The sequence below is a fragment of the Streptomyces flaveolus genome (assembly GCF_000716535.1).
GTDB classification, from domain to species: Bacteria; Actinomycetota; Actinomycetes; order Streptomycetales; family Streptomycetaceae; genus Streptomyces; species Streptomyces flaveolus_A.
The window spans coordinates 23,880-45,168 of the sequence record NZ_JNWV01000006.1; the positions used below are offsets into that span (position 1 = coordinate 23,880).

The 21,289-nt window shown below is 72.0% G+C and carries 21 protein-coding genes and 1 pseudogene; 13 read left to right on the plus strand and 9 right to left on the minus strand.

The features are described 5' to 3' along the window. Positions 1–17: 17 nt before the first annotated feature. Positions 18–1,854, minus strand: a pseudogene (locus OO52_RS06695) (AMP-dependent synthetase/ligase). 307 nt (positions 1,855–2,161) lie between these two features. Here OO52_RS06695 and OO52_RS06700 point away from each other — a divergent pair. The 6 genes from OO52_RS06700 to OO52_RS06725 all read left to right on the plus strand — a co-directional run bounded on the left by OO52_RS06700 (position 2,162) and on the right by OO52_RS06725 (position 7,155). Continuing rightward, positions 2,162–2,959: a metallophosphoesterase family protein gene (locus OO52_RS06700; RefSeq protein WP_030641940.1), complete on the plus strand. Its 798-nt coding sequence runs from the start codon at positions 2,162–2,164 to the stop codon at positions 2,957–2,959. Positions 2,960–3,081: 122 nt separating this feature from the next. Beyond that, complete coding sequence (locus OO52_RS06705; protein WP_030641942.1) at positions 3,082–3,525, plus strand: SRPBCC family protein; 444 nt, start codon at positions 3,082–3,084, stop codon at positions 3,523–3,525. 44 nt (positions 3,526–3,569) lie between these two features. Then, positions 3,570–4,742, plus strand: coding sequence for an ArsA family ATPase (locus OO52_RS06710; RefSeq protein WP_030641944.1), 1,173 nt, complete (start codon positions 3,570–3,572; stop codon positions 4,740–4,742). 55 nt (positions 4,743–4,797) lie between these two features. Then, positions 4,798–5,286, plus strand: a complete 489-nt coding sequence (locus OO52_RS06715) for a DUF5304 domain-containing protein (RefSeq protein WP_030641946.1) — start codon at positions 4,798–4,800, stop codon at positions 5,284–5,286. A 67-nt stretch (positions 5,287–5,353) separates the two neighbouring features. Further along, on the plus strand, positions 5,354–6,307 hold the full coding sequence (locus OO52_RS06720) for an ROK family glucokinase (protein ID WP_030641948.1): 954 nt from the start codon (positions 5,354–5,356) through the stop codon (positions 6,305–6,307). Between the two features lie 104 nt (positions 6,308–6,411). Then, complete coding sequence (locus OO52_RS06725) at positions 6,412–7,155, plus strand: endonuclease/exonuclease/phosphatase family protein (RefSeq protein ID WP_030641950.1); 744 nt, start codon at positions 6,412–6,414, stop codon at positions 7,153–7,155. Between the two features lie 6 nt (positions 7,156–7,161). Here OO52_RS06725 and OO52_RS06730 read toward each other — a convergent pair whose 3' ends face one another. Both OO52_RS06730 and OO52_RS06735 read right to left on the minus strand, forming a co-directional pair. After that, positions 7,162–7,791, minus strand: a complete 630-nt coding sequence (locus OO52_RS06730; RefSeq protein ID WP_030641952.1) for a hypothetical protein — start codon at positions 7,789–7,791, stop codon at positions 7,162–7,164. Then, positions 7,784–8,563 carry an alpha/beta hydrolase gene (locus OO52_RS06735; protein WP_030641954.1) on the minus strand — a complete coding sequence of 260 codons (780 nt, stop codon included), beginning with the start codon at positions 8,561–8,563 and terminating at the stop codon, positions 7,784–7,786. Before OO52_RS06735 ends, OO52_RS06730 begins: the two co-directional genes overlap by 8 nt. A gap of 117 nt (positions 8,564–8,680) precedes the next feature. On the opposite strand from OO52_RS06735, the gene OO52_RS06740 reads away from it, so the two are divergent. From OO52_RS06740 to OO52_RS06755, 4 genes are all read left to right on the plus strand, one after another. Beyond that, complete coding sequence (locus OO52_RS06740) at positions 8,681–9,442, plus strand: lysophospholipid acyltransferase family protein (RefSeq protein ID WP_030641956.1); 762 nt, start codon at positions 8,681–8,683, stop codon at positions 9,440–9,442. 37 nt (positions 9,443–9,479) lie between these two features. After that, positions 9,480–10,715 (plus strand): MacS family sensor histidine kinase, encoded by a 1,236-nt coding sequence (macS, locus tag OO52_RS06745; protein WP_030641958.1) that lies wholly within the window; start codon positions 9,480–9,482, stop codon positions 10,713–10,715. Continuing rightward, entirely contained in the window at positions 10,712–11,386 is a 675-nt protein-coding gene (locus tag OO52_RS06750; protein ID WP_030641960.1) for a response regulator, read from the plus strand. Before macS ends, OO52_RS06750 begins: the two co-directional genes overlap by 4 nt. Before the next feature lie 119 nt (positions 11,387–11,505). Beyond that, positions 11,506–12,534, plus strand: a complete 1,029-nt coding sequence (locus tag OO52_RS06755; protein WP_030641962.1) for a 6-phosphofructokinase — start codon at positions 11,506–11,508, stop codon at positions 12,532–12,534. Positions 12,535–12,550: 16 nt separating this feature from the next. Here OO52_RS06755 and OO52_RS06760 read toward each other — a convergent pair whose 3' ends face one another. Further along, positions 12,551–14,407, minus strand: a complete 1,857-nt coding sequence (locus OO52_RS06760; protein ID WP_030641965.1) for an anthranilate synthase family protein — start codon at positions 14,405–14,407, stop codon at positions 12,551–12,553. Between the two features lie 100 nt (positions 14,408–14,507). After that, positions 14,508–14,564: a trp operon leader peptide gene (locus OO52_RS54520; RefSeq protein ID WP_158712480.1), complete on the minus strand. Its 57-nt coding sequence runs from the start codon at positions 14,562–14,564 to the stop codon at positions 14,508–14,510. A gap of 96 nt (positions 14,565–14,660) precedes the next feature. Between OO52_RS54520 and OO52_RS06765 the strand changes: the two genes are divergently transcribed. Next, positions 14,661–16,013, plus strand: a complete 1,353-nt coding sequence (locus tag OO52_RS06765; RefSeq protein ID WP_030641967.1) for a class II 3-deoxy-7-phosphoheptulonate synthase — start codon at positions 14,661–14,663, stop codon at positions 16,011–16,013. A gap of 153 nt (positions 16,014–16,166) precedes the next feature. Next, positions 16,167–16,391 (plus strand): (2Fe-2S)-binding protein, encoded by a 225-nt coding sequence (locus OO52_RS06770; RefSeq protein WP_030641969.1) that lies wholly within the window; start codon positions 16,167–16,169, stop codon positions 16,389–16,391. 19 nt (positions 16,392–16,410) lie between these two features. On the opposite strand, the gene bfr is transcribed toward OO52_RS06770, so the two are convergent. Beyond that, a complete protein-coding gene (gene bfr / locus OO52_RS06775) occupies positions 16,411–16,929 on the minus strand; it encodes a bacterioferritin (RefSeq protein ID WP_030641971.1) in 519 nt (172 codons plus the stop codon). Between the two features lie 171 nt (positions 16,930–17,100). Here bfr and OO52_RS06780 point away from each other — a divergent pair, with 171 nt between their 5' ends. Next, positions 17,101–17,733 (plus strand): sulfite oxidase-like oxidoreductase, encoded by a 633-nt coding sequence (locus OO52_RS06780; protein ID WP_030641973.1) that lies wholly within the window; start codon positions 17,101–17,103, stop codon positions 17,731–17,733. 12 nt (positions 17,734–17,745) lie between these two features. Here OO52_RS06780 and OO52_RS06785 read toward each other — a convergent pair whose 3' ends face one another. The 3 genes from OO52_RS06785 to pknB form a co-directional block, all read right to left on the minus strand. After that, positions 17,746–18,261: a DUF4396 domain-containing protein gene (locus tag OO52_RS06785; protein ID WP_030641975.1), complete on the minus strand. Its 516-nt coding sequence runs from the start codon at positions 18,259–18,261 to the stop codon at positions 17,746–17,748. 74 nt (positions 18,262–18,335) lie between these two features. Then, complete coding sequence (locus OO52_RS06790) at positions 18,336–19,214, minus strand: deoxyribonuclease IV (RefSeq protein ID WP_030641977.1); 879 nt, start codon at positions 19,212–19,214, stop codon at positions 18,336–18,338. 83 nt (positions 19,215–19,297) lie between these two features. Continuing rightward, positions 19,298–21,229 (minus strand): Stk1 family PASTA domain-containing Ser/Thr kinase, encoded by a 1,932-nt coding sequence (gene pknB, locus OO52_RS06795; RefSeq protein ID WP_030641979.1) that lies wholly within the window; start codon positions 21,227–21,229, stop codon positions 19,298–19,300. Positions 21,230–21,289: the final 60 nt, after the last annotated feature.

Below are 21,289 nucleotides of genomic sequence, written 5' to 3' on the forward strand. Positions count from 1 at the left end.
CTCTGGCAGGAGGGAGGCTACTTGGCGTAGATCGCCTCGATCTCGTCCGAGTAGTCCTTCGCCACCACGTTCCGCTTGAGCTTCAGCGACGGGGTGAGGTGGCCCGACTCCTCCGTGAACTGGGAGGGCAGAATGCGGAACTTCCGCACCGATTCCGCCTTCGACACCGCGGCGTTGCCGTCGTCCACGGCCGCCTGGATCGCGGCGAGCAGATCCGGGTCGTCCTTCAGCGACGCCGCGGTGGAACCCGACGGCTTGCCGTGCTCGGAGCACCAGCGGCCCAGGAACTCCTCGTCGATGGTGACCAGCGCGCCGACGAACGGCCGCCCGTCGCCCACCACCATGCACTCCGCGACCAGCGCGTGCGCCCGGATCCGGTCCTCGATCACCGCCGGGGCCACGTTCTTGCCGCCCGCCGTGACGATGATCTCCTTCTTCCGGCCGGTGATCCTCAGATAGCCGTCCTCGTCGAGGGTGCCGATGTCACCGGTGTGGAACCAGCCGTCGGCCAGCGCCTCCGCCGTCGCGCCGGGGTTGTTCCAGTACTCCTTGAACAGGTGCTCGCCGTGCAGCAGCACCTCGCCGTCGTCCGCGATCCGCACCACCGAGCCGGGCAGCGGCTGCCCGACCGTGCCGATCTTCTGCCGGTCCCACGGGTTGAACGCGGTGGCCGCACAGGACTCGGTCAGGCCGTAGCCCTCCAGCACCGTGAAGCCGATGCCGCGGAAGAAGTGCCCGAGCCGCTCGCCCAGCGGGGCACCGCCGGAGATGGCGTACTCGCCCCGGCCGCCCAGGACCGCGCGCAGCTTGCTGTAGACCAGCTTGTCGAAGACCTTGTGCTTGAGCTTCAGGCCGAACGACGGGCCCGAGGGGCTGTCCAGCGCCTTGCTGTAGGCGATCGCGGTGTCCGCCGCCTTGTCGAAGATCGCGCCCTTGCCGTCCGCCTGCGCCTTGGCCCGCGCCGAGTTGTAGACCTTCTCGAAGACCCGCGGCACACCGAGGATCAGCGTCGGCCGGAACGCTGCCAGCTCGTCGGTGAGGTTCTTGATGTCCGGGACGCAGCCCAGCTTGATCGGCGCCATCATCGGCGCCACCTGCACCAGCCGCCCGAAGACGTGCGCGAGCGGCAGGAAGAGCAGGACGGAGCACTCACCGGTGCGGAACAGCGGGCGCAGCCGCTCCACGACGTTCCCGCACTCGGCGAAGAAGCTGCGGTGGGTGAGGACACAGCCCTTGGGGCGCCCGGTCGTGCCGCTGGTGTAGACGATGGTCGCCGGGTCGTCGGCCTTGGCGAGCGAGCTGCGCTCCTCCACCGTCGCGTCCGACAGGTCCTGCCCGAGCCGGCCCAGCTCCGCGACGCCCCCGGCCTCGATCTGCCAGACGTGTTTCAGCGCGGGCAGCGACTCGCGCACCGCCTCGACGGCCGCCACGTGGTTGTCCAGCTCCACGATGCAGGCGGTCGCGCCCGAGTCGGACAGGATCCACTGCACCTGCTCCGGCGAGCTGGTCTCGTACACCGGCACGGTGATCGCGCCCGCGCTCCAGATCGCGAAGTCCAGGAGCGTCCACTCGTACCGCGTCCGCGACATCAGACCCACCCGGTCGCCCGGCTGCACGCCGGAGGCGATGAGGCCCTTGGCGGCGGTGCGCACCTCGGCCAGGAACTCCCGTGCGGTCACGTCCTGCCAGGCACCTCCCCCAGACTTCGTCCGGGGGGACCCCCCCCTTCGCTTCGCTCACCTTGCGGGCGATCACGGCGACGTCGGGATGCTGCGCGGCGTTTCTGCGGACGATGTCGGTCAGATTCCCGTCCGCGGGGACCTCGTACAAAGCCGGAAGGCTGAACTCGCGCAAGACTGCTGCTCCTCATAGGGCGCCGGCGCCACGACGTTGTGCGATGCGACGGTGCGGTCCAAGGCTCGGGCAAGTGCTCCGGAACAACATGAGCATTCACATGTTGAAATCCTGAGCACGACTGGACTGCCCGGACGTTACCCGCCGGTATGGCGTCTACGACAGGGGGTCCCGGCGAGATGTTCGCTGCGTCACACACGTGGGCGTTCCTTCGCGCACAGTAGTCCACGGCCGAACCGACCGGCGAGTAACCGCAGGCCGGACCGGCACTGTTCACCTGGACCGCACACGCCTACGCTTGATCGCCATGGCATCCACACGTTCCGGCGCCCGGCGCACCCGCGTCCACGTGGTCAGCGACGTGCACGGCAACGCCCGCGACCTGGCCCGGGCCGGTGACGGTGCCGACGCCCTGATCTGCCTCGGCGACCTGGTCCTCTTCCTCGACTACGCCGACCACTCGCGCGGGATCTTCCCGGACCTGTTCGGCAAGGAGAACGCCGACCGCATCGTCGAGCTGCGCACCGCCCGCCGCTTCGAGGAGGCCCGCGCGTTCGGCGCCCGGCTGTGGGCCGGGATCGGCGCCGACCGGGCCACGGCCATCGAGGAGGCGGTGCGCAAGCAGTACGCCGAGCTGTTCGCCGCGTTCCCCACCCCGACGTACGCCACCTACGGAAATGTCGACATGCCGGCGCTCTGGCCGGAGTACGCCCGGCCCGGCACCACGGTCCTCGACGGCCGGCGGGTGGAGATCGGCGGGTGGACCTTCGGCTTCGTCGGCGGCGGCCTGCGCACCCCCATGCGCACCCCGTACGAGATCAGCGACGAGGAGTACGCGGCGAAGATCGAGGCCGTCGGCGAGGTCGACGTCCTGTGCACCCACATCCCGCCGGAGGTGCCCGAACTGGTCTACGACACCGTGGCCCGCCGCTTCGAGCGGGGCAGCCGGGCCCTGCTGGACGCCATCCACCGCACCCGGCCGCGGTACGCCCTGTTCGGGCACGTGCACCAGCCGCTGGCGCGCCGGATGCGGATCGGCGCCACCGAGTGCGTGAACGTGGGGCACTTCGCCGGGACCGGCACGCCCTGGGCACTCGAATGGTGAGGTCCGGCAGGCGCGGTGAAGGCGGCAGGTCGGCGGCGCGGTAGCCTTCACGCTGCACACACGTGCGCAGCCCGGCGCACACGAACTCTCCAACCCGGCCCGCATCTGGAGGAGCCACGGCGATGGCGGAACACACCAGTTCGAGCATCACGATCGAGGCGGCTCCGGCCGACGTCATGGCGGTGATCGCCGACTTCGCGCGCTACCCGGACTGGACCGGTGAGGTGAAGGAGGCGGAGGTCCTCGCCTCGGACGAGCGGGGCCGCGCCGAGCAGGTCCGTCTCGTCATGGACGCCGGCGCCATCAAGGACGACCAGACCCTCGCCTACACCTGGACCGGCGACCACGAGGTCTCCTGGACCCTCGTCAAGTCCCAGATGCTCCGTTCCCTCGACGGCTCCTACCTCCTGAAGCCGGCCGGCGCGGACGCCACCGAGGTCACCTACCAGCTCACGGTCGACGTCAAGATCCCCATGCTGGGCATGATCAAGCGCAAGGCGGAGAAGGTCATCATCGACCGGGCACTGGCGGGTCTGAAGAAGCGGGTCGAGTCGAGGGAGAAGTAGACACCTCCGTTCAGGTCCCGTGCGCGACGGTACCGTTCACCGTCATGCGCACCATCCTGATCACGGGCCCCGGCGGCGGCGGTCGTACGACCGTGGCCGCCGCCACCGCGCTCCGAGCCGCCCGCGAGGGCCACCGCACCCTCCTGCTGAGCGCCGACCGCACGGACACCCCCGGTACGGCCCTGGGCACCGCGACAGGACCGGTCCCCACCGAGGTCACCCCGCACCTCACCGCCTGGCGGCCCGACGCCGCCGAACGCTTCCGGCAGGACCTCACCGCCTTCCAGACCCGCGCCGCGAACGTCCTCGACCTCCTCGGCGCCTCCCGCCTGGACGCCGAGGAGGTCACCCCGCTGCCCGGCGCGGAGGAACTGTCCTTCCTGCGCGCGCTGCGGGACGCGGCCCTGTCCGAGCGCTACGACCTCCTCGTCGTCGACCTCCCGCCCCTTCCGCAGGCCCTCGCCCTGCTCGCCCTGCCCGAGGAGCTGCGCCGCTACCTGCGCCGCCTCCTGCCGCCCGAACGGCAGGCCGCCCGCGCCCTGCGCCCGGTCCTCGGCCGGCTCGCCGGCGTCCCCATGCCCGCCGACTGGCTCTACGAGACGGCGGCCCGCTGGGACGTCGAACTGGCCGCCGTCGAGGCCGTCCTCACCGACCGGAACACCGCCGTGCGCCTGGTCGCCGAGCCCGGCCCGGCGGGCGCCGACGCCGTTCGCACCGCCACCCTCGGCCTCGCCCTGCGCGCCCTGCGCACCGAGTCCCTGATCGCCAACCGCACCCTGCCCGAGACCGGCGCCGAGAGCTGGCTCTCCCCGCTCCTGGCCCAGCAGCGCAAGGCGCTCGCCGACTGGCAGGAGTCGTACGACGTCCACCCCGTCCCGCACCTCGGCCACGACCCGCACGGCCCGGACGACCTCACCGCCCTCGCCGTGCCCGGCGTCAACCCGGCGACCACCCCGGTCGGGTGGCCTGTCACCGACCGGCTCGCCGAGGACGGCGTGCTGGTCTGGCACCTTCCGCTGCCCGGCGCGATACGGGACGAGCTGGACCTCGTCCGGCGCGGCGACGAACTCCTGATCACCGCGGGCCCGTTCCGCCGGATCGTTCCGCTGCCCTCCGCCCTGCGCCGCTGCACCGTCGCCGGCGCCGGACTGCGGGACGGCGAGCTGCGCATCCGGTTCGCCCCGGACCCGCAGCTGTGGCCGGCCGCCGGACGGTGAACGGGTACGCCCGTTCGGGTAACGTCGTAAAGGCGAACCGTAGTCAGGAGCCGCCATGAGCGAAGAGCGTCCCGCACCCGACCCTTCCCCGGAGGAGCCGGCGAAGGCGACCGACGCCGACGCCTGGGCCACGGCCGCCGCCGAGGACCTCGCCGCCGAGCAGGCCCGCCGCCGCGCCGAGCACGGTACGCCGCCGGGCTCGGCGGCCGAGGAACTGAAGAAGCTCGTGGACACGGTGGCCGACAAGCTGGCCGGCCTCCAGTCACCGCTCCTCGGCGGTCTCGCCGGACCCGCCGCCCAGCAGGTGGTGCGGCAGGTCGTCCAGCAGGCGAAGGCCGCCGTCGAGCCCGTCATAGACCGCAACCCGGACGTCTTCGACCACCTGGCCGCGGCCGGCAGCGAACTGCTCGCCGCCTACCGCTCCGCCGTCCAGGCCCAGGAGCACCGCTGGACCGCCGGCACGGCCGACCCGGCGCGCGACCGGAAGGACCCGCGCGACCCGGGCGAGGGCACCGGCCCAGGGGAACGCATCGACCTGGACTGAAGCCCTCGCAGGGCAGGGCCTCGGGTACGGTTGGCCGTAGCGGGGCTCGACCGAAACTGAGGGATTCATGGGACTCACCATCGGCGTCGACATCGGCGGCACGAAGATCGCGGCCGGCGTGGTCGACGAGGAAGGCAACATCCTCTCGACCTTCAAGGTGCCGACCCCCACCACGCCCGAGGCCATCGTGGACGCCATCGCCTCGGCGGTGGAGGGCGCGCGCGCCGGGCACGAGATCGTCGGCGTGGGCATCGGCGCGGCCGGTTACGTCAACCGGCAGCGCTCCACGGTGTACTTCGCGCCGAACATCGACTGGCGCAACGAGCCGCTCAAGGAGAAGGTCGAGGCGCGCACCGGCCTCCCCGTCGTGGTCGAGAACGACGCCAACGCCGCAGCCTGGGGCGAGTACAAGTTCGGCGCCGGCAAGGGCCACCGCAACGTCATCTGCATCACGCTCGGCACCGGCCTCGGCGGCGGCATCATCATCGGCAACAAGCTGCGCCGCGGCCACTTCGGCGTGGCCGCCGAGTTCGGCCACATCCGGATGGTCCCGGACGGCCTGCTGTGCGGCTGCGGCTCGCAGGGCTGCTGGGAGCAGTACGCCTCCGGCCGCGCCCTCGTCCGCTACGCCAAGCAGCGCGCCAACGCCACCCCGGAGAACGCCGAGCTGCTGCTCTCGCTGGGCGACGGCACCCCGGACGGCATCGAGGGCAAGCACATCTCCATGGCCGCCCGCCAGGGCGACCCCGTCGCCGTCGACTCCTACCGCGAGCTGGCCCGCTGGGCCGGCGCCGGCCTCGCCGACCTGGCCTCCCTCTTCGACCCGTCCGCGTTCATCGTCGGCGGCGGCCTGTCCGACGAGGGCGAGCTGGTCCTCGACCCCATCCGCAAGTCCTACAAGCGCTGGCTGGTCGGCGGCAACTGGCGCCCGGTCGCCGACGTGATCGCGGCCCAGCTCGGCAACAAGGCGGGCCTGGTCGGCGCGGCGGACCTGGCCCGGGAGCCCGACCCGATCATGTAAGACGCGTTCACCAAGGGGCGCGAGGAGCTGCGCGACCAGCCACGAGGCCGTGGCGGTCGCCCACGCACCTCGCGCCCCGAGCCATTGGGCGTACATTGATCCACATGGCGCTGCTCCCCAACTCCGCGACAGAGTCCGACGGTTCCGCTGTCATCCGCGTGCTGAGCTACAACATCCGCTCGATGCGGGACGACACCGCCGCCCTCGCCAGGGTCATCACCGCCTGCGCCCCCGACCTGGTCCTCGTCCAGGAGGCCCCCCGCTTCTTCCGCTGGCGCAAGAAGCTGGCGCGGCTCGCGGCGGCCTCCGGCCAGGTCATCCTCACCGGCGGTGCCACGGCGGCGGGACCGGCGGTCCTGTGCTCCCTGCGCGCCACCGTCGAACGCACGGAGGACGTCCTCCTCCCCCTCACCCCCGGCCTGCACCGACGCGGCTTCGCCACGGCGGTGGTGCGCTTCGGCGGCGCCCGCCTCGGCGTGCTCAGCTGCCATCTGTCGCTCCAGCCGGACGAGCGCCACGACCAGGGCGGCCTGCTGCTCGACCGTCTCGCCGGACTCGGTGTCGAGCACGCCGTCGCGGGCGGCGACCTCAACGAAGGCCCCGACGGCCGCACCTTCCGCCGGCTCGCCGAGACCCTCCAGGACTGCCGTGCGACCGCTCCCTGGGGCGGTGAGTTCACCTCCACGCCCACCGACCCCCACCAGCGCATCGACGCGATCTTCGCGACCAAGGGCGTCGAGGTGCTGGGCTGCGGGGTGCCCCTGGACCAGCCGGGCGTGCGCGAGGCGGACCTGAGGGCGGCCACGGACCACCTCCCGGTCCTCGCCGCCCTCAGAATCCCGGCCTGAGCCGCCTCAGACCACCGCGCCGCGTCCCGGGTCGTCGTCCTCCTCGTCGTCCGTCCGCATCCGCGCCACCAGCGTCACGAAGCCGCCGAGGAAGCCGCCGATGCTGAGGGTCGCCAGCCACCAGGTCATGTCCCAGCCGAGCAGCACGGCCAGCAGGAGCAGGACCGGGCCGCCGACCACGCCGAGCCAGGCGAACCGGGCGGTCGTGTCCGCGGTCGGCAGCGGGGGCGGCTCCGGCGGTACGAAGTGGCCCTCGTCGTCCTCGTCGAAGTCGTCGTCGGCCGCCTCGGGCGCCGTGTAGTCCCGCGGGCCGATGCCGGGCGCGAAGGAGACCGAGCCGCCCAGCGGCCGGGCGGGCTGCCGGCCAGCGGAGTCCTCCGGCTCGCTCCGGGGCTCGCTCTCCTGGTCCTTCACCGCGTTCTTCTCCAGCAGCGCCAGATCCTCGACCGGCTTGAACGGCCGGGCGCCCGGCGGGTCCGGCGGCTCCACGCCGTATCCGGCGACGATGGCGCGCCAGGCGGCGTCCTCGTCGAACGGCACTTCCTGTCTGTCCGGCTCGCGGGCCTCGTGGCCGCCCTGGTCCTCACGGCCCTCGCGGTCCTCTCGGTCCTCACGGTCGGAGTCGTGCTCAGCCAACTGCGGCCGTCCCTTCCTTGCCGACACTGGGTGCGAGCCGGCCGATGAAGGCGAGGCTCTCCTCGAAGATCCGGTCCGCGTCGTTGTCCAACGTCGCGACGTGGTAACTGTGTTCCAGCACGATCTCCGTGACGTCCGTGGCCGACACCCGGCTCAGCACCCGCGCCGAGTCGGCCGCCGGGACGACGTGGTCCTGGGCGCTGCGCAGCAGCAGCAACGGCTGGGTGACCTGGGGCAGCTCGCCGTCCAGCCGGCGCAGGAACACCCGCAGCGAGTGCGCGGCGTGCAGCGGCACCCGGTCGTAGCCCAGCTCGGCCGCGCCCTCCTTCGCGATGTCGCTGGCGATGCCCTTCGTCGTCCGCACCAGGTGCCGGGCCACCGGAAGGGCGTACGCCGACAGGCCGTGCACCTTGTTGGCCGGGTTGACGACCACCGCGCCCGCGACCCGCTCGCCGTGCCGGGCCGCGAGCCGGAGGGCCAGCGCCCCGCCCATCGACAGGCCCGCGACGAAGACCCGGGAGCAGCGCTCGGCGAGCAGCCGCAGTTCGCGGTCCACCTGCGCGTACCAGTCCTGCCAGGTCGTGAGCTGCATGTCCTCCCAGCGGGTGCCGTGGCCGGGCAGCAGCGGCAGGGACACGGTCAGGCCGTGGGCCGCGTGGTGCTCCGCCCAGGGGCGCAGCGACTGGGGCGAGCCGGTGAAGCCGTGGCAGAGGAGAACCCCCACCTCCCGGCCCTCGTGGCGGTACGGCTCGGCTCCGGGGAGAACTGGCATGTGCTTCACCGTACGCGACCGCACCGACACCGACCAGGGTCGTCGGGTCCATTGTCGGCGCTCCGGGTTAAGGTCTCCTCGACGGAAACAGGAGGCACACGGGTGTTGTACGGCACGATGAAGGTCGCCATCGGAGGGCCGCTGAAGGTTGCCTTCAGGCCCTGGGTGGAGGGCCTGGAGAACGTTCCGGCCACCGGCCCGGCCATCCTGGCCAGCAATCACCTGTCCTTCTCGGACTCGTTCTTCCTGCCGGTCGTGCTGGACCGCAAGGTCACCTTCATCGCCAAGGCGGAGTACTTCACCACTCCGGGCGTGAAGGGCCGGCTCACCGCGGCCTTCTTCAAGGGCGTCGGCCAGCTCCCGGTGGACCGCTCCGGGGCGCGCGGCGCCGGTGAGGCGGCGATCAAGAGCGGCATAGAGGTGCTGGAGCGCGGCGAGCTCTTCGGCATCTACCCGGAGGGCACCCGCTCGCCCGACGGGCGGCTGTACCGGGGCAAGCCCGGCGGCCTCGCGCGCGTGGCCCTCGCCACCGGCGCGCCGGTCATCCCCGTGGCCATGATCGACACGGAGAAGATCCAGCCGCCCGGCAAGGTCGTGCCCAAGCTGATGCGGCCCGGCATCCGCATAGGCAAGCCCCTGGACTTCAGCCGGTACCAGGGCATGGAGCACGACCGGTTCGTGCTGCGGGCGCTGACCGACGAGGTCATGTACGAGATCATGAAGCTCTCCGGCCAGGAGTACGTCGACATCTACGCGACCGCCGCCAAGCGGCAGATCGCGGAGGCGGCGAAGGCGGCCAAGGAAGCGGAGAAGGCCGAGAAGGCGGCGAAGGCGGCCAAGGAGGCGGAGAAGGCCGGCGAGAAGCAGGCCGAGTCCTAGACAGGGCACAAGGGGGAACCGGGGGGAACCGGGGGACATGCCCAAGCGTGAGCGCGTCATGCGCATGTCGGTCGAGCTGCCGCTGTGGCGCGCGCTCGCCGGCTACCGCGTCCTGACCATGCTGTACGCGATCGGCCTGTGCGCCACCGCGTACGACCACTTCAGACGGCCCTGGGTCGCCGTCGCCTACTACGCCGTCCTGTCCGTGTGGACCCTCGCCACCCTGCCCAAGGTGGCGGGCGCGGCGAGCTGCACCCGGCGTTTCCTGGCCGCCGACCTGACCGTCGCCCTCGTCGGCATCCTGCTCACCCCGGTGGCCGACAACCACGAGCGGATCGCGGGCGGCGGTCCCACCCTGCCGTCGATATGGACGGCGGGCGCGGTGCTGGCCTTCGCGCTCAAGGGCGGCTGGCGCTGGGCGGCCATCGCCTCCACGGCGGTGGCCGCCGTCAACCTGGTCGAGCGCGGCCGGCCCGCCCGCGACACCGTGCACAACGTCATCCTCGTCTGGGTGGCCTCCATCGCCATCGGCTACGTCGTGGAGGTGGCCCGCGCCTCCGAGCGCACCCTCGCCCGCGCGCTGGAGATCGAGGCCGCCACCCGGGAGCGGGAGCGGCTGGCCCGGGACATCCACGACGGCGTGCTCCAGGTGCTGGCGATGGTGAAGCGCCGGGGCGCGGCCCTCGGCGGCGAGGCGGCCGAGCTGGGCCGGCTGGCCGGGGAGCAGGAGGTGGCCCTGCGCACGCTGGTGTCGGGCGGCCTGGTCCCGGTGTCCCGGGTCTCGGAGGACCTGGCGGCCGGAGCCGTGGTCCGCGCGGTGGAGGAGCCGGACGACGACGACACGGCCGGCCCGGTCGACCTGCGCTCCCTGCTCGCCCGGTACGCCTGCGCCCGGGTCAGCCTCGCCGAGCCCGGCGCCCCGGTGCTGCTGCCGTCGGCCGCGGCCCGCGAGGTGGCCGCCGCGGTCGGGGCCGCCCTGGACAACGTGCGCGCGCACGCGGGGGCGGAGGCCCGGGCCTGGATCCTGGTGGAGGACGAGCCGGGCGAGATCGTCGTCACCGTCCGGGACGACGGCCCCGGCATCCCCGAGGGCCGGCTGGCGCAGGCCGAGGGCGAGGGCCGGCTCGGGGTGGCCCAGTCGATCCGGGGCCGGCTGCGCGACCTCGGCGGCAGCGCCGAGATCGTCTCCGTGCCCGGGCAGGGCACGGAAGTGGAACTGAAGGTACCGAAGGGCGCCGTGCGGGCGCGGGGGAAGAAGGCGGAGCAGCGATGACACAGCAGGACCCGATCAAGGTCATGGTGGTGGACGACCACCCGATGTGGCGTGACGCGGTCGCCCGTGACCTGGCCGAGTCCGGCTTCGAGGTGGTCGCCACCGCCGGCGACGGCGAGCAGGCGGTCCGCCGCGCCAAGGCCGCCGCCCCCGACGTCCTCGTGCTGGACCTCAACCTGCCCGGCAAGCCCGGCGTCCAGGTGTGCAAGGAACTCGTCGGCCACAACCCGGCGTTGCGCGTCCTCGTCCTCTCGGCCAGCGGTGAGCACGCGGACGTGCTGGAGGCCGTGAAGTCCGGCGCGACCGGCTATCTGCTGAAGTCGGCCTCCACCGAGGAACTGCTGGACGCGGTGCGCCGTACCGCCGTCGGCGACCCGGTGTTCACGCCGGGCCTCGCCGGGCTGGTCCTCGGCGAGTACCGGCGGCTGGCCGCCGAGCCCGCGCCCGCGCCGGACGCCGACGAGCCGGGCGCGCCCCGGCTGACGGACCGGGAGACCGAGGTGCTGCGGCTGGTGGCGAAGGGCCTGAGCTACAAGCAGATCGCCGAACGCCTCGTCATCTCCCACCGCACGGTGCAGAACCACGTGCAGAACACCCTCGGCAAGCTCCAGCTGCACAACAGGGTGGAGTTGGTCCGGTACGCGATAGAGCGCGGCCTCGACGAGGAGTAGGACCGGCGCCGCCCGCTTCCGGCCATGCACCGGAATCACCCTTCCCGCCCCTCCCGGTGTGACCTGAATCACCATTAGCGTGACCGGGTGTCAGGGAACCGCTGCGAAGGGACATTTCCATGCGGGTCGGAGTACTGACCGGGGGCGGCGACTGCCCCGGGCTCAACGCCGTCATCCGGGGCATCGTCCGCAAGGGCGTGCAGGAGTACGGCTATGACTTCGTCGGCTTCCGGGACGGCTGGCGGGGTCCCCTCGAAGGCGCCACCGTCCGTCTCGACATCCCCGCGGTGCGCGGCATCCTGCCCCGCGGCGGCACCATCCTCGGCTCCTCGCGGACCAACCCCCTCAAGTCCGACGACGGCATCCGCCGGATCAAGGACAACCTGGCCAAGCTGGACGTCCAGGCCCTCATCGTGATCGGCGGCGAGGACACCCTCGGCGTCGCCGCGCGGCTGTCCGGCGAGTACGGGGTGCCCTGCGTCGGAGTGCCGAAGACGATAGACAACGACCTGGCGGCCACCGACTACACCTTCGGCTTCGACACCGCCGTCAACATCGCCACCGAGGCCATCGACCGGCTGCACACCACCGCCGAGTCCCACATGCGGGTCCTGGTGGTGGAGGTGATGGGCCGGCACGCCGGCTGGATCGCCCTCCACTCCGGCCTGGCCGGCGGCGCCAACGTCATCCTCATCCCCGAGCAGCGCTTCGACGTGGAGCAGGTCTGCGACTGGGTGACCTCCCGGTTCCGGGCGTCGTACGCGCCGATCGTGGTCGTCGCCGAGGGTGCCGTGCCGAAGGACGGCGACATGGTCCTCAAGGACCGGTCGCGGGACTCCTTCGGGCACGTCCGGCTGTCCGGGGTGGGCGAGTGGCTGGCCAAGGAGATCGAGAAGCGCACCGGGAAGGAGGCCCGTACGACGGTCCTCGGGCACGTCCAGCGCGGCGGCACCCCGAGCGCCTTCGACCGCTGGCTCGCCACCCGCTTCGGTCTGCACGCCATCGACTGCGTCCACGACGGCGACTTCGGCACGATGGTCGCCCTGCGCGCCACCGACATCGTCCGCGTCCCGCTCGCCGAGGCGACGGCCCGGCTGAAGACGGTGGACCCGGAGCTGTACCAGGAGATCGGGGTGTTCTTCGGCTGACGGCGGCCCCCGGCGGCTACACGGTCGTGCGGCGCAGCTGACCGATCAGCTCCCGTACGACCGCCGCGCCGTTCAGGGTCAGCACCGATTCGGGGTGGAACTGCACGCCCGCGAAGCCGGGGCCCCGCAGGGCGTGCACCTCGCCGTTCGCCGCGCGGCTCACCTCGACGCCGTGCGCCGCCAGTTCGCGGGCCGCCTCCTGGTCGCAGTGCGCGACGAAGCTGTTGTAGAAGCCGACCGTCTCCGGCCGCCCGAACAGGTCGATCTCCGTCTGCGCCCCCTGGTACGGCACCTCCTTGCGGACGAGGTCCAGGCCCAGCTCGGCCGCGATCAGCTCGTGCCCCAGGCAGACGCCCAGCACCCCGTGCCGGTGCTCCCGGATCACGGTCGCCGCCAGCTCCCGCAGGAACCGCATCTTCGGGTCGGCCCCGTCGCGCGGATCGCCCGGACCGGGGCCCAGCACCACCGGCCCCGCGTGCGCGGACACCGCCGCCCGCAGCCCCGGCTCGTCGTACCGCCGTACCGTCACCTCCAGGCCGCCCGAGCGCAGCACGTGCGCCAGCATCGCCGTGAAGGTGTCCTCGCCGTCGACCACCAGCGCGTGGCCGGCCGGCTCCGGCACGCGCTCCTGCATCCGCAGCCAGAACGGCGCGAGCCCGGCCCGGCGCCCGTCCAGCGCGGCCCGCACCCGCGGGTCGTCGGCCAGCCGGGGCCGCTCCCGCTCCGCCCGGGGCCGGGCCGGCCGTACCCCGAGGGCGGCCAGCACGCCCGCCGCCTTCGCATGGGTCTCGGCGACCTCGCCCGCCGGGTCGGAGCCGCGCACCAGCGTCGCCCCCACCGGAACGCGCAGCCGGCCGTCGGCGGAGATGTCGGCGGTGCGGATCAGGATGGGGGAGTCGAGGGTCTGCGCGCCCCCGGAGTCCCGCCCGAGCAGGGCGAGCGCCCCGGCGTAGTACCCGCGTCCACCGGCCTCGTGCCGCTCGATCACCCGGCACGCGTTCTGCACCGGCGACCCGGTCACCGTCGCCGCGAACATGGTCTCCCGCAGCACCTCCCGCACGTCCAGCGAGGACTTCCCGCGCAGCTCGTACTCGGTGTGCGCGAGGTGCGCCATCTCCTTCAGCCGCGGGCCGACGACGGCCCCGCCCATGTCGCCGACGGTGCACATCATCTTGAGCTCCTCGTCGACGACCATCGACAGCTCCTCGATCTCCTTGCCGTCGGCGAGGAAGCCGAGCAGGTGCTCGGGCGTCGGACCCTCGGCGGGATAGCGGTAGGTCCCGCTGATCGGGTTCATCACGACGGTCCCGCCGCTCATCCGGACGTGCACCTCCGGACTCGCCCCCACCAGCGTCCGGTCCCCGGTGTGCACCACGAACGTCCAGTACGCGCCCCGCTCGCCCTCCAGCAGCCGCCGGAACAGCGCGAGCGCGTCCGCGCGGCCGAAGCCGGGGATCTCGCCCTCGTAGGTGCGCCGGATCACGAAGTTCGCGCCCTCGCCCCGGCCGATCTCCTCGCGCAGCACCCGCCCGACGGTCTCCGCGTACTCCTCGTCGCCGACGTCGAAAGCGCCGCCCTCGACCCGCACGTCGTGTACGGGGAGCCGGGCGAGGGCCTCGTCCAGGGGCAGCGTGTGCGTCTCCTGCGGGGTCAGCACCAGCAGCGGGGTGCCGTCGTCGCGGACGTCGAAGCCGCGCTCGCGGATCTGCCGGAACGGGACCAGGGCGAGACCCTCGTCGGGCAGGTCGGCGAGCCGGTCCCGGCGGGTCACCGGGCCGAGCAGCACCTCCACCAGCCGCTCGTCGTGGCCCGGGGTGCGGCGGCGGAGCAGGGCGAAGGGGCGGGGATCGGACAGCAGGTCCATGAGGTCCACGGGTGGGGCTCCTTCTGAGTCGTCTGACGGAGAGGAACGGCCCCGGACACACCGAAGGCCGCCCCTCGGGCGGCCTTCGCGAAGTTCTGGGTGCGCGCGATCAGTGGGCCGCCGGAGAAGCGGTCCACCACCAGTTCTGGGTCGAAATCGCGAACATGCGACGCACCCTACCGCATGTCCGCACTGTGTACGCGGTGTCTCAGAACCTGAGCACCGGCGGGACGCCGCGACATCACCCCGTAATGTTGGGGGCGTGACCGTGAACGCTAAGACCAGCCCGAGCGCTGGCAACACCTGGCGAGACCTGCCCGCGGCGCAGCAGCCCGAGTACCCCGACCCCGAGGCTCTGCGCGCAGTGATCGCGGAGCTGGAGTCGTATCCGCCGCTCGTCTTCGCGGGCGAGTGCGACCAGCTGCGCGCCCGGATGGCGGCCGTCGCCAAGGGAGAGGCGTTCCTCCTCCAGGGCGGCGACTGCGCCGAGGCCTTCGACGCGGTGTCCGCCGATCACATCCGCAACAAGCTCAAGACGCTGCTCCAGATGGGTGCCGTCCTCACCTACGCGGCCTCCGTGCCCGTGGTGAAGGTCGGCCGGATCGCGGGCCAGTACTCAAAGCCCCGCTCCAAGCCGACCGAGACCCGTGACGGCGTGACGCTCCCGGTGTACCGGGGCGACTCCGTCAACGGTTTCGACTTCACCGAGGCCAGCCGCATCCCGGACCCGGAGCGGCTGAAGCGCATGTACCACGCGTCGGCCTCGACGCTGAACCTGGTGCGCGCCTTCACCACCGGCGGCTACGCCGACCTGCGCCAGGTGCACGCCTGGAACCAGGACTTCGTGCGGACCTCGCCGTCGGGCCAGCGCTACGAGCAGCTCGCGCGCGAGATCGACAACGCGCTGAACTTCATGCGGGCCTGCGGCACCGACCCGGAGGAGTTCAAGACCGTCGAGTTCTACTCCTCGCACGAGGCGCTGCTGCTGGACTACGAGTCCGCCCTGACCCGGGTCGACTCCCGCACCGGCAAGCTGTACGACGTCTCGGCGCACATGGTGTGGATCGGCGAGCGCACCCGTCAGCTCGACCACGCGCACATCGAGTTCGCCTCGAGGATCCGCAACCCGATCGGCATCAAGCTCGGCCCGACCACCACGGCCGAGGAGGCGCTGCAGTACATCGACCGCCTCGACCCCGAGCGGGAGCCGGGCCGGCTGACCTTCATCGTCCGCATGGGCGCCGGCAAGATCCGCGACAAGCTCCCCGAGCTGGTCGAGAAGGTCACGGCGTCCGGTGCGACGGTGGCCTGGGTGACCGACCCGATGCACGGCAACACCTTCGAGGCGGCCTCCGGGCACAAGACCCGCCGCTTCGACGACGTGCTCGACGAGGTCAAGGGCTTCTTCGAGGTCCACAAGGCGCTCGGCACCCACCCGGGCGGCATCCACGTGGAGCTCACCGGCGACGACGTCACCGAGTGCGTGGGCGGCGGCGACGAGATCTTCGTGGACGACCTGCACCAGCGCTACGAGACGGCCTGCGACCCGCGGCTGAACCGCAGCCAGTCGCTGGACCTCGCGTTCCTCGTGGCCGAGATGTACCGGGACCAGTGACCGGGGACCGGTAGCCACCCGTCTTGGGGCGCGGATCACATCCGATCCGCGCCCCTGCCACTTTTGCGGGTGCCGGGGGGATGGGTAAGGTTAGGTTTGCCTCACCGCAATGGGGATGGCAGAGACAGCGACCCCGTCGGGAGGTGAATCCGCGTGTACGTCTGCAGCTGCTTCGGTGTCACCGAGGATCAGGTCAAGCAGCACGCGGAGAACGGCGCCTGCACCCCGCGCCAGATAGCCTCGGCCTGCAAGGCGGGCACCGACTGCGGTGGCTGCGTCCGGCGCATCCAGGCGCTGCTCGGCCGTGGCGCCTGCCCGCGCCGGGAACTGATCGACCAGCGCGCCCCGGCCCTCGTACCGCTGGACGACGCCGCCTAGCGTCCGTGTCCTCGGGCGCTCAGTGGGTGGAGAAGCCGCCCGTGCCCGGCCCCGAGGAGTCGGGCTGGCTCTGCTCGAGGACGGTCGACAGGTAGAGCGCCTCGCCCAGCTTGTCCACCAGCTCGAGCTGGGTGTCCAGGTAGTCGATGTGGTGCTCCTCGTCGGCCAGGATCGCCTCGAAGACGTTCGCCGACGTGATGTCGTCCTTCTCGCGCATCACCTGGACGCCCCGGCGCAGCCGGTCGATGGCCTCGACCTCGATCTGCCGGTCGGCCTGGAACATCTCGGTCACCGTCTGCCCGACCCGCACGTGGAAGAGCCGCTGGTAGTTGGGCAGGCCGTCGAGGAGCAGGATGCGGTCGGTGAGGACCTCGGCGTGCCGCATCTCGTCGAACGACTCCGCCCGCGTGTATCGGGCGAGCTTGGTCCACCCCTTGTGGTCCTGGAGCTTGGCATGCAGGAAGTACTGGTTGATCGCGGTCAGCTCGGCGGTGAGCTGTTCGTTGAGCAGTTCGATGACCTCGGGGTCGCCTTGCATCGCTGTGGACTCCTTCCAGGTGGACCCGGCCGATAGCGCCGCATGATTGCACCGGTGAGGAAGATCGTCCAGTAAGTACGCACTTAGTAAGTATGTCCTGAGTTGATGGTAGTTGTCCGATTGGGGAGCGGGTGGTCAGGGGCACTGCCCGAGGTCTGTCAGGATGGATACATGGGTCATCCGGTGGAGCGAGAGTCTGGGGCAGCGGCAGGGTCCGAGCTTCCGCCGGGTCAGCGGCTCCAGCGCGGCTGGCCGGTCACGCACTACGGGCCGGTCCCGAAGTTCCGGCCCGAGCGCTGGGAGTTCCGGGTCTTCGGCGCCACCGCCGACGGCGACAAGCGCACCTGGAGCCACGAGGAGTTCACGGCCCTGCCGTACACCACGGTGGTGGCCGATCTGCACTGCGTGACGAAGTTCAGCATGGTCGGCGCGGAGTGGGGCGGCATCCCGGCCCGCGCGCTCGTGGACCTGGCCCCGCCGGCGCCGGACGTCACCCATGTGATGGTCTGGGCGGAGTACGGCTTCAGCTCGAACCTGCGCCTCACGGACTTCGTCTCCGACCGCACGATCTTCGCCACCCACAAGGACGGCGAGCTGCTCACCGCCGAGCACGGCTTCCCGGTCCGGCTGATCGTGCCCCACCTGTACGCCTGGAAGGGACCGAAATGGGTCCGGGGCGTGGAGTACATGACCGCCGACCGCCGCGGCTTCTGGGAGGAGCGCGGCTACCACAACATCGGCGATCCCTGGAAGGAGCAGCGCTACTCCTACCAGGAGGAGCCCGGGGACGGCCCCGAGCTCTGACTCCCGGCCCGCTCAGTGGTACTGGTGGACCACCGCGTGCCCCTTGCCCCGGCCGATCATCCACTTGTTGACCGGGGTGGTCACCGCGAAGGCGAGCACGAACGAGACCGCGAGCGAGACCCAGAACAGCGCGTCGCCCAGCGTGGCGTCCATCGCGGACGGCCAGACCAGGATCACCCCGTTGTCCATCAGCTCCATCACGGCGATGGACAGGGTGTCCGCGGCCAGCGCCACCCGGAAGGCCGTACGGAAGTCGACGCCGGCCCGCAGGACGCCGCGCAGGGTGAGCGAGTAGCCGAAGACGAAGGCCAGGACGATCGCCAGCACCATGGTCGGCAGGTTGCCCCAGCCGAAGGCCGTGCCGACGACCATGCCGAGCACCTCACCGATGGCACAGCCGGTGAGGCAGTGCAGGGTGGCCTGGACGGCCATGGCCCAGGTGGCGGCGGGTGCGTGGTGGTGTCCCCGGTGGTCCGCGTCGGCGTGCCCGTGGTGGTGCGCGTGTGCCGCGTGCGCCTCGTGCTGCATGACTACCCCCATGTCAGGTGACGGCTCCTGCGTCCGACAGGAACCATATACCCCACGGGGGTATTCCCCAACGGTCAGTTCTCGCGGAGTCTCTTCAGCCGCTCCACGTCCGCCGCGTGCCCCTCCTTGCCGCCGGGCGTCTCGATGACCAGCGGGACGCCCTCGGTCGCGGGGTGGGTCATGAGCGCACGGAACGGGTCCTCCCCGATGTGACCGGCGCCGATGTTCTCGTGCCGGTCCTTGTGGGCGCCCGCCACGTCCTTGGAGTCGTTGGCGTGGATCAGCTTCAGCCGGCCCGGGCCGACGGTGTCCACCAGCAGGTCCAGGGTCCGGTGCATGCCGCCCGGCCCGGTCAGGTCGTGCCCGGCGGCGAAGACGTGGCACGTGTCCAGGCACACGCCCAGCTTCGGATGCGCGTCCAGTGCCTCGAAGTACGGCCCGAAGTCCCAGGTCCGCGAGCACAGCGAGGAGCCCTGCCCGGCGGTCGACTCCAGCAGCAGGAACGGGTCGTCGTCGTGGGTCAGCTCGTCGAGCAGCGGCAGCAGATGCGCGCGCACCTGCTTCAGCGCGACCTCCCGCGTCCGTCCGCCGGTGGCGCTCCCGGTGTGCACCACGACACCCAGCGCGCCGATCTCCCGCCCGCGCTGCAGCGAGTGCCGCAACGACTCCACCGACCGCTCCACGGTCGCCTCGGTGTGCGAGCCGAAGTTGATCAGGTAGGGCGCGTGCACGTACGCCGGGATCGACTGCTCGGCGCAGGCCGCGCGGAACGCCTCGTCCTGCCGCGGGTTCCCGGCGGGCGTGGCCCAGCCGCGCGGATTGGCGACGAAGACCTGCACGGTCTCGGCCTTCAGGTCACGGGCGTACGACAACCCGACGGAGTGCAGGCCACCGGCCACGGGCACGTGGCCGCCGACGGGGTTGCGGGGGAGGGGGGACTGAACGGGACTCACCCGTTCAGGGTGTCATGTCCGCCCCCGCGCCCGGACCGCGCTCCCCGGTGAGGCCGGTCACCGATGTGATCGTGATGCGCCGGTCACCGGATGGTGATCGTGATCGTCGACCCCTTGGGCGCCTCGTCGCCGCCCTCCACCGACTGCTTCTTCACGGTGTCCCCGAACAGCCCGAGCAGCCCGCGGTCCTCCTCCACCTGGAAGCCGGCACCCTCCAGGGCGTCGTGGGCGTCGTCCACACTGTCGCCGACCACGTCCGGGACCTCGACCATCTCCGGGCCCTTGGACAACGTCAGCGTCACCGTGTCGCCCTCGGCCGCCTGGCGGCCGTCGCCCGGGCTCTGCGCGGCGACCTCGCCCTTGTCGTACTCGGAGTTGACCCGCTCCTCGGCCACCTTCACCTTCAGCCCGGCGTCCGTCAGCTCCTGCCGCGCGCTCTCGAGGTCGTCACCGGTGACGTCCGGCACGTCGATCGGGCTGCCCTTGCTGACGATCAGCGCGATCGCCGAGCCCGCGTGCCGCTCGGTGCCCGCCTCGGGTGTCGTACCGATCACCGAGCCCCTGGGGACGTCGTCGCTGAACGCGCGGGTGACCATGCCCGGCTCCAGGTCGTCCGCCTTCAGCCGCGCCCGCGCCTTCGCGAGCGACTGCCCCGCCACGTTCGGCACGTTCACCGTCTCCGGTCCCAGCGACACGGTCAGCGTCACCGAGTCGTGGTCCCGGATCCGCGCGCCGGGCGCCGGGTCGCTGCCGATCACCGTGCCGCGCTCGACCGTGTCGCTGTACGCGCGCTTGACCTGCCCGACGTCCAGCCCGGCCGCCTTCAGCCGGTCCTTCGCCTGGGCCTCCGTCTTGGCCAGCAGCGGCGGCACCTTGGTGAACTGGCCGGAGTTGATGTACCAGACCCCGGCGCCCACGCCGAACACCACCAGCACGGCCGCGATCACCGCCAGCACCGTGCGCCGGGGCCGCCCGGGGCGCCGGCGGGGCGGCACGGGCGGGCTCTGGAACCGGGCGGTGCGGTCGATGCCGTCCACAGCGGCGCCGGCGTCCTCGTCGACGGGCAGCGGGCGGGGCACCGTGAGCGCGCGCGGGATGACGCTCGTGCGGTCCTCGGCGTTGTCGTGCTCCGCGGTCAGCGCCTGCGGCGGCACCGCGTCCAGCTGCTCGTCGGTCAGCGTCAGGCGGGCCTCGCGGACCTGGGCGAGCAGCGCGACGGCGTCGTGCGGCCGGATGTCCGGGGTGCGCGCGGTGGCCGACGCCACCAGCTCGTCCAGCACGTACGGCAGGCCCGGCACCAGCGCCGAGGGGGGCGGCACGTCCTCGTGGAGGTGCTTGTAGAGCACCTGGGCCGGGGAGTCCCCGGAGTGCGGCTTGGCACCCGTCAGCATCTCGTACAGGACCACACCGCACGCGTACACGTCGACGCGCGGGTCGGTGGTGCCCTGCTCGATCTGCTCCGGCGCGAGGTAGGAGACGGTCCCGAGCACGGCACCCGTCGTACTGGTCACCGTGTCCACGGAGCGCACCAGCCCGAAGTCGGCGACCTTGACCCGGCCGTCGTCGCCTATCAGCACGTTCTCGGGCTTCATGTCCCGGTGCACGAACCCGGCCCGGTGCGCGGCACCGAGCGCGGCGAGCACCGGCTCCAGGATGTCGAGCGCGGCCCGCGGCTGCACCGCCCCCCGCTCGCGCAGCACGTCCCGCAGGGTGCAGCCGGCGATGTACTCCATCGCCAGGTAGACGTACGACCCGTCGGTCCCCTGGTCGAAGACCTGCACGACGTTGGGGTGGTCGAGCCGGGCGACGGACTTCGCCTCCCGGATGAACCGCTCGACGAAGGTCCCGTCGGCCGCGAGCGTCGGGTGCATCACCTTCAGCGCGAGCACGCGGTCCAGGCGGGTGTCCAGGGCCCGGTAGACCGTGGCCATCCCACCGGCCGCGATCCGCGCGTCGACGCGGTACCGGCCGTCGAGCACCTGCCCGACGAGGGGGTCCTGAAGGGTCGTATCCACGAGAAGCGAGTCTACGAGGGAGCACCGACAGTTCCGGCGCGGAGACCGCTTTCCACCAGC

Coding starts and splice junctions, on each gene's coding strand:
- OO52_RS06700 (WP_030641940.1), top strand. CDS start 2,162: ATGGCATCCACACGTTCCGGCGCCCGGCGCACCCGCGTCCACGTGGTC.
- OO52_RS06705 (WP_030641942.1), top strand. CDS start 3,082: ATGGCGGAACACACCAGTTCGAGCATCACGATCGAGGCGGCTCCGGCC.
- OO52_RS06710 (WP_030641944.1), top strand. CDS start 3,570: ATGCGCACCATCCTGATCACGGGCCCCGGCGGCGGCGGTCGTACGACC.
- OO52_RS06715 (WP_030641946.1), top strand. CDS start 4,798: ATGAGCGAAGAGCGTCCCGCACCCGACCCTTCCCCGGAGGAGCCGGCG.
- OO52_RS06720 (WP_030641948.1), top strand. CDS start 5,354: ATGGGACTCACCATCGGCGTCGACATCGGCGGCACGAAGATCGCGGCC.
- OO52_RS06725 (WP_030641950.1), top strand. CDS start 6,412: ATGGCGCTGCTCCCCAACTCCGCGACAGAGTCCGACGGTTCCGCTGTC.
- OO52_RS06735 (WP_030641954.1), bottom strand. CDS start 8,563: ATGCCAGTTCTCCCCGGAGCCGAGCCGTACCGCCACGAGGGCCGGGAG.
- OO52_RS06740 (WP_030641956.1), top strand. CDS start 8,681: ATGAAGGTCGCCATCGGAGGGCCGCTGAAGGTTGCCTTCAGGCCCTGG.
- macS (WP_030641958.1), top strand. CDS start 9,480: ATGCCCAAGCGTGAGCGCGTCATGCGCATGTCGGTCGAGCTGCCGCTG.
- OO52_RS06750 (WP_030641960.1), top strand. CDS start 10,712: ATGACACAGCAGGACCCGATCAAGGTCATGGTGGTGGACGACCACCCG.
- OO52_RS06755 (WP_030641962.1), top strand. CDS start 11,506: ATGCGGGTCGGAGTACTGACCGGGGGCGGCGACTGCCCCGGGCTCAAC.
- bfr (WP_030641971.1), bottom strand. CDS start 16,929: ATGCAAGGCGACCCCGAGGTCATCGAACTGCTCAACGAACAGCTCACC.
- OO52_RS06780 (WP_030641973.1), top strand. CDS start 17,101: ATGGGTCATCCGGTGGAGCGAGAGTCTGGGGCAGCGGCAGGGTCCGAG.
- OO52_RS06785 (WP_030641975.1), bottom strand. CDS start 18,261: ATGCAGCACGAGGCGCACGCGGCACACGCGCACCACCACGGGCACGCC.